Consider the following 9368-nt stretch of genomic DNA (forward strand, 5'->3'; position numbering starts at 1 on the left):
GGTCACTCGGGTGACCTGCGCGTCTGACACGTCGCTCGGGCCTATCGCCGTGCCGCGCTGACCAGGCTCGTCACGGCCGCGGCGACGTCGCGCAGGCGGGGTGCGGTGCGGGCGATGAGGTCGTCCAGCTCGACCGGGCCGGGCGCTATCGAGAATGCGGCGGCGATGCCGGCGGCCCGCGCCTGCGCCTCCGGCAGCAGCACCTGACCGGCCACGACGACGACGGGCGGCTGGGCGGGCGACGCCGCGGCGAGCCGCGCGACGCCGTCGGCCACCTTGCCGCGCACCGACTGGGAGTCGAAGGACCCCTCCCCCGTGATCACCAGGTCCGCGTCCGCGAGCGCGGCGGGCAGCCCGATGGCCTCGGCGACGAGCACGGCGCCCGGGGTGGTCTCGGCGCCGAGCACGGCGATCAGGCCTGCCGGGACGCCACCGGCGGCGCCGGCTCCGGGGATCTCGGCGACGGCGGCACCGGTCTCCCGCTCCAGCACGTCGGCCCAGTGCCGCAGCGCGCCGTCGAGGAACTCGGCCTCGCCGTCGCGCGCGCCCTTCTGCGGCCCGAACACGTGCGCCGCGCCGTGCTCGCCCACCAGCGGGTTGGTGACGTCGACGGCGAGCCGCCAGCGCACCTCGCCCGCCCGCGGGTGCAGCCCGGACAGGTCGAGGGAGGCGACCGAGGCCAGCCCTTCCCCGCCGTCGGGCACCTGGCGGCCGGCCGCGTCGAGGAGGCGCGCGCCCAGGCCGGTCAGGATGCCGGAACCGCCGTCCGTGGAGGCGGAGCCGCCCAGGCAGACGAGGATCTCGGCGACGCCGGCGTCGAGCGCCGCGCGTGCGACGGAGCCCGTGCCGCGCGTGCTCGCGTGCAGCGGCTGCAGCGGGGCGTCGGAGACGCCGGGCAGGCCGCTGGCCTCGGCGAGCTCGACGACGGCGGTGCGCCCGTCGGGCGACACGGCCCAGCGGGCGGACGCCGGCCGCCCGATCGCGTCCACCGTCGCGACGGTCAGCGGGTCGCCGCCCCAGACGGCGAGCAGCGCGTCGAGGGTGCCCTCCCCGCCGTCGGCCATCGGCAGGCGCGTGACGACGGCGTCCGGCGCGGCGTCCAGCACCCCGTCGGCGACGGCGGACGCGACCTCGGACGCGGACAGGCTGCCCTTGAACGAGTCGGGGCAGACGACGACGCGCAGCGGATCCACGCGCCGATCGTAGGCGGTGCGGGCGGTCAGCCCGCGAGTATTTCGGCCACCGGGACCGCCTCGGCGCCGAACGCCTCGGCGACGCTCCGGTTGGTGATCCGGCCCGCGTGGGTGTTCAGGCCCCTGGCCAGGGCCGCGTCGGCGCGCAGCGCGTCCCGCCAGCCCTTGTCCGCGAGCGCGGCGACGTACGGCAGCGTCGCGTTGGTCAGTGCCCGGGTCGAGGTCACGGGCACCGCCCCGGGCATGTTCGCCACGCAGTAGTAGAGCGTGTCGTGCACGACGAAGGTCGGGGCGTCGTGCGTGGTGGGGTGCGAGTGCTCGAAGCAGCCGCCCTGGTCGATGGCGATGTCGACGAGCACGGCGCCGGGCTTCATGGCCTTGACCATGGCGTCGGTGACGAGCTTGGGCGCGGCGGCGCCGGGGACCAGGACCGACCCGATGACCAGGTCGGCGGTCTCGACCTGCTCGGCCACCTCGTACGTCGTCGACGCGCGGGTGTCGACGGCGCCGCCGAACCGCACCTCGAGCTGGCGCAGGCGCGCGATGGAGACGTCGAGGATGGTGACGTCGGCGCCCATGCCGAGCGCGTTCGCGGCCGCGTGCTCGCCGGCCACCCCGCCGCCGATGACGAGGACCTTGGCCTTCGGCGTCCCGGGCACGCCACCCATCAGCACGCCGGTGCCGCCCTGGGGCCGCATGAGGTGGTAGGCCCCGACCTGGGCGGACAGCCGGCCGGCGACCTCGCTCATGGGGCTCAGCAGCGGGAGCGTGCGGTCGTCGAGCTGGACGGTCTCGTACGCGATGGCGGTGGTCCCGGCCGCGAGCAGCGCGTCGGTGCACGGCGCGGACGCCGCGAGGTGCAGGTAGGTGAAGAGGGTCTGGTCCGGCCGCATGAGCGCGTACTCGGGCTCGATCGGTTCCTTGACCTTGACCAGCAGGTCGGCCGAGCCCCAGACCTCCTCGGCCGTGTCGGCGATGCGCGCGCCGGCGAGCCGGTACGCGTCGTCGTCGAAGCCGGAGCCCCGCCCGGCGCCGGCCTGCACCAGCACGTGGTGGCCGCGGCGGGCCAGCTCGTGGGCGCCTGCGGGCGTGAGCGCGACCCGGCTCTCGTTGTTCTTGATCTCCGTGGGGACTCCGACGTTCATAAGGTGACGGTAATCACCTCGCGGTGTGCGGGTCCAGGACACGTTCCCGAATAGAACGTTCGGCGTTTCTGAACAAAGATGGGCGCATGCTCAACCCCTGGCGACTACGCCTCCTGCACCAGCTCCACCTGCTCGGCACGGTGCGCGCCGTCGCCGAGGCGGCCCACATGAGCCCGTCGAGCGTGTCCCAGCAGCTCGCCACGCTGGAGACCGAGGCGAAGGCCCAGCTCTTCGAACGTGTAGGACGGCGCATCCGGCTGACGCCCGCCGGCGTCACGCTCTCGGGCCACGCCTCCGACATCCTCGACCGGATCGCCGCCGCCGAGGCCGACATCGCGGGCCTGCACTCGGAGGCCACCGGCGTCGTGCGGCTGGCCGCGTTCACCAGCGCGTTCCACGGCATAGTGGTGCCGGCGGTCGCGGCCCTCGCCGAGGAGCACCCCCGCATCTCGGTGCAGCTCACCGAGGCGGAACCCCTGGTCAGCCGCCCGGCGGTGCAGCGCGGCGAGGTGGACGTCGCGGTCTGCGCCGACTTCCCGGACGCCCCCGTCCCACCCGACGCCGACCTCGCGCGCATGCCTCTGACGGGCGACCGCGTGGTCCTCGTGACGGCGCGCGACACGGCCACGGGCGAGCGGTCGGGCCGCGTCGACCTGGCCACCCTGGCGGACGAGCCGTGGGCGTTCGAGCATCCCGGCGCCCACCTCGCCGACCTGGCGGAACGGCTCTGCCGGCGGGCCGGCTTCACACCGACGACCGTGGGCCGGTTCGAGAGCCACGGCACCCTGCTGAGCCACGTCGAGGCGGGGCTGTCGGTCACTCTGCTGCCACTGCTCGCCGTCCACGACCGCTACGCCGTCCGCACGCTCGACCTCATCGACCCGCCCCGCCGCGACATCCACCTGATCGCCCGGCGCACCACGATGGACCGGGCGGCCGTGCGCGTCGTCGTGGAGGCGCTCCAGCACCAGGCGCGATCTGCCTGAGCGGCGGGCCGGTCAGGATCAGAAGTCGTCGATGTCCGACTGGGCGGCCCGCAGCGCCTCCGACAGCTCGCGCAGCCGCGTCAGGTCGTCCGCGTCCAGCGCCGGGGACACGTAGTGCGCGATGGACCGCACGTGCCGGCGTCCGAGCTCCTTCTGGGTGGCCGAGCCCTCCTCGGTGAGGCTCACCAGGACGCCCCGGCCGTCCTCGGGTGAGGGGTGCCGGTGCACCAGGCCGCGCTTCTCGAGCCGCTCCACCATGCGCGAGAGCGAGGACTGCGCCATGAGGATGTTCTCGTTGAGCTCGCGCAGCCGGAGCGTCTCACCCGGGGCGAGGGCGAGCGTGAACAGCACGTCGTACTCCCGCATGCTCAGATCGCCCCAGATGTCGTCCGCCAGGAGCCGGCGCATCACCGTCACCTGCGCACGGAACAGCGACTCCCACGCCTCGGCTGCCTCCCGCGCCGACGGCTCACGTCGCTCGGTCATCAGCGCGCCCTCCGTCTCATCCACGGTCATCCACGGCACGCTACCTGACTGAACTTTCAGTGACCTACTCAGGTCAGTGGTGGCGAATTTCGCCATGAGAAGAACCGTGATAGAGGGCTCGTGGGGCCTGTCCTCAGCGACCGAGACGGCGCTCCCGCAGCGAGAAGTCGCGCAGCGCACGCAGGAAGTCCACCCGCCGGAACGCGGGCCAGTAGGCCTCGCAGAAATAGAACTCGCTGTGCTGGCTCTGCCACATGAGGAACCCGCCGATGCGCTGCTCCCCCGAGGTCCGGATGACCAGCTCCGGGTCCGGCTGCCCCTTGGTGTACAGGTGCTCCGCGATGTGCTCGACGTCGATCGACTCGGCCAGGTCCGCGAGCGTCGCCCCGTCCTTCGCGCGCTCCGTGAGGTACGAGCGGACGGCGTCGGCGATCTCGGTCCGGCCGCCGTACCCGATGGCCACGTTGACCTGGAGGCCCTTCACGCCCGCGGTCCGGTCGGCGGCCGAGCGCAGCGCGGCGGCGAGACGCGCGGGGAGCAGGTCGAGCCGCCCGATGACGCGCAGGCGCCAGCGACCCGACTCCGCGAGGTCGGAGACTGCGTCCTCGATGATGTCGAGCAGGTTGCTCAGCTCACCGGCCGACCGGCTCAGGTTGTCCGTGGACAGCATCCACAGCGTGACGACCTCGATGCCCAGCGACTCGGCCCAGCCGAGGAACTCCGTGATCTTGTCGGCGCCGCGGCGGTGTCCCGTCGCCGCCGTCTCGCCGAACGAGCGCGCCCAGCGGCGGTTCCCGTCGAGCATGACGCCGATGTGCCGGGGCAGTGTCGCGCCGTGCAGGGCAGACGCCAGACGTCGCTCGTAGAGGCGGTACAGCGGGCTGGGCAGGCGCACGGATACCTCAGTGGGTCGGGCCGCGCCCGCCGCGAGAAGCGGTCCGCACGGCAGCTCTAGCGCCGGGCGGATCACCCGGCGGGACGGGGACAAAGGTACCCCTCGAACGCATGCGTTCCCGCTCGGCGCAGACCTTCCAAGGGCTGGACGGGCGACTCCCGCCAACCCGGCGCAGGATCTTCACAAGGCCCTTGTCCAGCCGATGGCCGGCTAACCTACGCTAGAGTAAGTTACGCAACCGTAGGTAGCGCCCGGCACCAGCAGGGGCGCCGGTTGCCGAACGTAGAGGAGAGCAAGCGTGCGAGGTCCCACGGACGAGCCCGGCGTCGGACAGGTCATCTCCACCGCGGTCTCCAGCACAGTCGAGAACGTCGAGAAGAAGATCAAGCCCCGGCTGCGCGGCTGGATCCACGCGGGTACGTTCCCGTTCGCCCTGGCGGCCGGCATCGTGCTTATCGCGCTCGCCCCGACCGTGCCCGGGAAGATCTCCGCTTCCGTGTTCGGCCTGAGTGCCTGCCTGCTGTTCGGCGTCTCCGCCGTGTACCACCGCGGGAACTGGTCGCCCCGGACCGACGCCGTGCTCCGGCGGCTCGACCACACCAACATCTTCCTGATCATCGCGGGCACCTACACGCCGCTCGCCGTGCTGCTCCTGCCCAGGAGCCAGGGGACGGTGCTGCTCACGCTCGTGTGGAGCGGCGCCCTGCTCGGCCTGCTGGCCCGGGTCTTCTGGCTGAACGCACCGCGCTGGGTCTACGTACCGGTCTACCTCGCCCTCGGCTGGGTGGCCGTCGCGTACATGGGCCAGTTCTGGGCCATCGGCGGCCCGGCCGTGGTGTGGCTCATCCTGGCCGGCGGCCTGGCCTACACGGTCGGCGCGATCGTCTACGGCACCAAGAAGCCCGACCCCAGCCCCGCCTGGTTCGGCTTCCACGAGATCTTCCACGTGTTCACCGTGGTCGGCTTCACGTGCCATCTGGTCGCGATCTACCTGGCCAACCTCGCTATCTGACGGCGGACGCCGTGCTCACGACGGGCACGGGCCCGAAACTGCTCAGGCGCCGGTAGGCACCACCCTGTAGCGGCGGTTGGCCAGGGACGGGTTGGTCTCGCGGACTGCCGCGAGCGGGGCCGGGTCCAGGTCGACGGTGCGGTACGCCTCTTCCTCCCCCATCTCCAGCCCGACGACGCCGTCCGGCCCCGCCAGCAACGTGCAGCCGATGACGCTCTTGCCGGTCATGCCGACGCCGATCACCACCGCGGTGTTCTCGATTGCCCGCGCCCTCAGGAGCGTGCGCCAGTGATCCGCCTTGAGCGGGCCGGCAACCCAGGCGGCCGGGTACACCAGGACGTCTGCCCCGGCGTCGACCAGCCGGCGAGCAGACTCGGGAAACCGCAGGTCGTAGCAGGTCAGCACGCCGAACGTGAGCCCGCCCAGGCGCAGGGTGACCGGGTCGGCGTCGGCGGGGCCGGGCTCGAGCGATTCGGACTCCTGGTACCCGAACGCGTCGTACAGGTGGACCTTGCGGTAGACGCCGGCGAGCTCGCCCGAGCCGTCGACGACGACCAGCGCGTTCGCCGCGCGGACACCGTCGGAGCCCGGGAGCGTGACGCCGGCGATCACGGCGATCCCGTGCTTGCGCGCCCTGGCCCGCAGCAGCGTGACGAACGGCCCGTCGAGCGGCTCCGCATGCTCGGGCCCGACTCCGCGCGGGTCATAGGCCGACGCGTACTCGGGCAGGACGAGAAGGTTCGACCCGACCTGGTCCGCCACCTTGAACGCGTCGAGCACGGTCTGGCGGTTGGCGCCGTGGTCGTCCGACACGGCCACCTGGGCGACCGTCACCCGCACCACGCCGGCGGCCGCGCGGATCTCGGCGGGCGCACCCTGCGCGGCGGTGGCCGGCCCGGCCTCGTCAGCCACCCGTGCCGCCGCTGTCGCCGCCGGACGAGCCGCCACCGGACGGTGAGTCGCTGGAGGGAGAGCTCCCGACGTCGGAGGTACCGGCCGAGTCGGGCGTGTCCGCGGCGTCGGTGCCCTCAGCGCCGTCGGCCGCGGAGGTGTCACCCTCGCGGGTGTCACCTTCCGACCGGCGGAAGCCGATGCCCTCCTGGGTGGCGACCGGCAGACCCTGCTGGCGGGCGTTGTGCCCGGCCCGGCGCAGGTGCTTGCTCATGTTCAGGAACAGCAGCACGCACGCGAGCGCGAGCGCGAAGGTCACGACGAAGCCGATCAGCCCCGGCGAGACCTGCCACGACTCCAGGCCCGGGCGGAGCTGGCCCTCGGTGGGGTTCGGCGTGGGCTCGGCCGCGCGTGCGAGCGCGCCGGCAACCAGCGGGCTCATGCCGGGACCTCCGACCGGATGCCCTCGAACAGGTCCCGCTCGTACTCGCCCGGGGCACGCTCGGGGAGCGGCACGCGGGACTCCGCGAGCTCGTACTCGTCCCACGGCCACACGTCGACCTCGATGTCCCGCGGCACGGCGAAGAAGAACCCCTTGGGGTCGATCTGCGACGCGTGCGCCGTCAGCGCGGCGTCCCGGTTCGGGAAGTAGTCCGCCACCGGGACCAGGGTGGTCACCTGGCGCTCCGGGATCTCGCGCGCGTCGCGCGACTCGACCCAATCACCGAAGGGCGACTCCAGCCCGGCGCTCTCTATCGCCTCGTGCACCGCGCGGACGCGCTCCATCGAGAAGCCGTGGTTGTAGTAGAGCTTGAGCGGCTGCCACGGCTCGCCCGTGCCCGGGTAGCGGTCCGGGTCGCCCGCTGCGGCGAACGCCTCGAACGACACGTCGTGGCACTTGATGTGGTCGGGGTGCGGGTACCCGCCCGACGGGTCGTACGTCGTGATGACGTGCGGCCGGAACTCGCGTACCGCCTGGACCAGCGGCGCGGCCGCCTCCTCCAGCGGGACCAGCGCGAAGCACCCCTCGGGCAGCGGGGGCAGCGGGTCGCCCTCCGGCAGGCCCGAGTCCACGAAGCCCAGCCACTGCTGGCGGACGCCGAGCGCCTCCGCGGCCCGGGCCATCTCCAGGCGGCGCACGGCGCGGCGCCCCTCGATCGACTCGAACTCGTGGCCCTCGGGCACCTCGAACGACTCGTTCAGGATGTCGCCCCGTTCGCCCCCGGTGCACGTCACGACGAGGACCTCCACCCCCTCTGCGGCGTAGCGGGCGGTCGCGGCGGCCCCCTTGCTCGACTCGTCGTCCGGGTGCGCGTGCACCGCCATCAGACGGAGCGGCTCGCGCTCGGGTACGGACACTGGGTCCTCCTGTGTGGGATGCGTACTGGGACAATCATTCGTATGGACCATGATGGTCCACGGACAATCTTGCTACGAACCACCGACACCTCGATCCAAGCGAGCCGTGATGACCGACCCAGACCCCGTCGTCCCTTCCGGAACTGCGCACCCTCAGGCGCCGGCGCAGGCCCCGAGCCTCGCCGAGCGCTACGGCCGCGCCAGGCCCGGATCGCGGCACGCAGCGGCGCTGCCCGGCGGTTCGGGCCGTGGAGACGACCCGTGGGACGAGACCGACGGCGTGCGGCCCCGGCCCAAGCTCTCGGTAGGCGCCCGGATCGCGGTGGCCGTCGCCCTCGCGGCCGGAGTCGCGATCGCCGCGTGGTTCACGATCGTCGACACCCAGCGCGAGCCCGTGACTTTCACGAATGTCGGGTTCTCTGTGGTGAGCGCCGAGCAGGTGGACGTGACGTTCGACGTCAGCATGCCGCCGGGGACCGAGACCGTGTGCACGGTGACCGCGCTGAGCAAGAACTTCGCGGAGGTCGGCGCGGTCGACGTCGAGGTCGCCGCGGACGCCGCTCGCACGACGCGACACACGGTGACCATCGCCACGACGGAGCTCGCGACCACGGGCGTCGTCGACCACTGTGACCAGGGCTGAGACCGAAAGCTCGGAGCGAATACCACGTCCGCCCAGAGCGGAAACGGGGAATGTCTTGGCAGGCCTTTCCCCGCAATTGGTATTCTTGTCGTTTCACACGCTGAGTTCTCCGGCTGACGCGTGCCCGATCGGCTCCGTCGGCGGGGACTCGCGCGCTGCCGGAATGTGGCTCGATCGAGCAACGACGAAAGGAGAGCCCCCGTGGCCGACACTTCTGTCACCTGGCTCACCCAGGAGGCGCACGACAAGCTCAAGGCTGAGCTGGAGCATCTCTCCGGCCCCTACCGGGCGGAGATCACCGAGCGTATCGCCGCTGCCCGCGACGAGGGCGACCTCAAGGAGAACGGCGGGTATCACGCCGCGCGCGAGGAGCAGGCGAAGAACGAGGCGCGCATTCTCGAGCTCACCGAGAAGCTCCGGCACGTCGAGGTCGGCAGGCCGCAGGACACCGGAAAGGTGGAGCCGGGCATGGTCGTGACCGCCGTGGTCGCCGGGGACGAGATGAGCTTCCTGTTCGGCTCGCGCGAGATGGCCGGGTCCACCGACCTCGACGTCTACTCGCCGACGTCGCCACTGGGTGCTGCGATCGATGGCAAGCCGATCGGCGCGAAGACGAGCTACCACGCGCCGAACGGGCGCGACATCCCCGTGGAGATCACGGGCGCGAAGCCCTTCCAGGGCTGACCAGGTACCGCGAGACAGAGCGCCTGGCCCCTCATCGTTGGTCGAGCTTGTCGAGACCCGGGTCTCGACAAGCT

The 9368-nt window shown here is 72.4% G+C and carries 11 protein-coding genes; 4 read left to right on the plus strand and 7 right to left on the minus strand.

All coding sequences use genetic code 11. The annotated features are described in order from the left end of the window. Positions 1-41: 41 nt before the first annotated feature. On the minus strand, positions 42-1193 hold the full coding sequence (locus ACFT2C_RS28420) for a glycerate kinase (RefSeq protein ID WP_377210462.1): 1152 nt from the start codon (positions 1191-1193) through the stop codon (positions 42-44). Between the two features lie 26 nt (positions 1194-1219). After that, positions 1220-2338 (minus strand): alanine dehydrogenase, encoded by a 1119-nt coding sequence (gene ald / locus ACFT2C_RS28425; RefSeq protein WP_377210463.1) that lies wholly within the window; start codon positions 2336-2338, stop codon positions 1220-1222. An 86-nt stretch (positions 2339-2424) separates the two neighbouring features. Here ald and ACFT2C_RS28430 point away from each other — a divergent pair, with 86 nt between their 5' ends. Beyond that, positions 2425-3324 (plus strand): LysR family transcriptional regulator, encoded by a 900-nt coding sequence (locus tag ACFT2C_RS28430; protein WP_377210464.1) that lies wholly within the window; start codon positions 2425-2427, stop codon positions 3322-3324. A gap of 18 nt (positions 3325-3342) precedes the next feature. Here the strand turns inward: ACFT2C_RS28430 and ACFT2C_RS28435 are convergent, their stop codons facing one another. Then, on the minus strand, positions 3343-3840 hold the full coding sequence (locus tag ACFT2C_RS28435; RefSeq protein ID WP_377210465.1) for a MarR family winged helix-turn-helix transcriptional regulator: 498 nt from the start codon (positions 3838-3840) through the stop codon (positions 3343-3345). A gap of 103 nt (positions 3841-3943) precedes the next feature. Further along, complete coding sequence (locus ACFT2C_RS28440) at positions 3944-4705, minus strand: isoprenyl transferase (RefSeq protein WP_377210466.1); 762 nt, start codon at positions 4703-4705, stop codon at positions 3944-3946. A gap of 298 nt (positions 4706-5003) precedes the next feature. On the opposite strand from ACFT2C_RS28440, the gene ACFT2C_RS28445 reads away from it, so the two are divergent. Further along, a complete protein-coding gene (locus tag ACFT2C_RS28445) occupies positions 5004-5717 on the plus strand; it encodes a hemolysin III family protein (RefSeq protein ID WP_377210467.1) in 714 nt (237 codons plus the stop codon). A 42-nt stretch (positions 5718-5759) separates the two neighbouring features. Here the strand turns inward: ACFT2C_RS28445 and ACFT2C_RS28450 are convergent, their stop codons facing one another. The 3 genes from ACFT2C_RS28450 to mca are packed head-to-tail and all read right to left on the minus strand — an operon-like array spanning position 5760 to position 7934. After that, complete coding sequence (locus tag ACFT2C_RS28450; RefSeq protein WP_377210468.1) at positions 5760-6629, minus strand: carbon-nitrogen hydrolase family protein; 870 nt, start codon at positions 6627-6629, stop codon at positions 5760-5762. Then, positions 6622-7050 carry a hypothetical protein gene (locus ACFT2C_RS28455; RefSeq protein WP_377210469.1) on the minus strand — a complete coding sequence of 143 codons (429 nt, stop codon included), beginning with the start codon at positions 7048-7050 and terminating at the stop codon, positions 6622-6624. The genes ACFT2C_RS28450 and ACFT2C_RS28455 overlap by 8 nt, the downstream gene beginning before the upstream one ends. Beyond that, positions 7047-7934, minus strand: a complete 888-nt coding sequence (mca, locus tag ACFT2C_RS28460) for a mycothiol conjugate amidase Mca (protein WP_377210472.1) — start codon at positions 7932-7934, stop codon at positions 7047-7049. The genes ACFT2C_RS28455 and mca overlap by 4 nt, the downstream gene beginning before the upstream one ends. Positions 7935-8076: 142 nt before the next feature. Between mca and ACFT2C_RS28465 the strand changes: the two genes are divergently transcribed. Further along, positions 8077-8610 carry a DUF4307 domain-containing protein gene (locus tag ACFT2C_RS28465; protein ID WP_377210470.1) on the plus strand — a complete coding sequence of 178 codons (534 nt, stop codon included), beginning with the start codon at positions 8077-8079 and terminating at the stop codon, positions 8608-8610. Between the two features lie 201 nt (positions 8611-8811). Beyond that, positions 8812-9294: a transcription elongation factor GreA gene (gene greA / locus ACFT2C_RS28470; protein WP_377210471.1), complete on the plus strand. Its 483-nt coding sequence runs from the start codon at positions 8812-8814 to the stop codon at positions 9292-9294. Positions 9295-9368 lie beyond the last annotated feature (74 nt).

This window comes from Promicromonospora sp. NPDC057138, assembly GCF_042670845.1.
GTDB lineage: Bacteria > Actinomycetota > Actinomycetes > Actinomycetales > Cellulomonadaceae > Promicromonospora.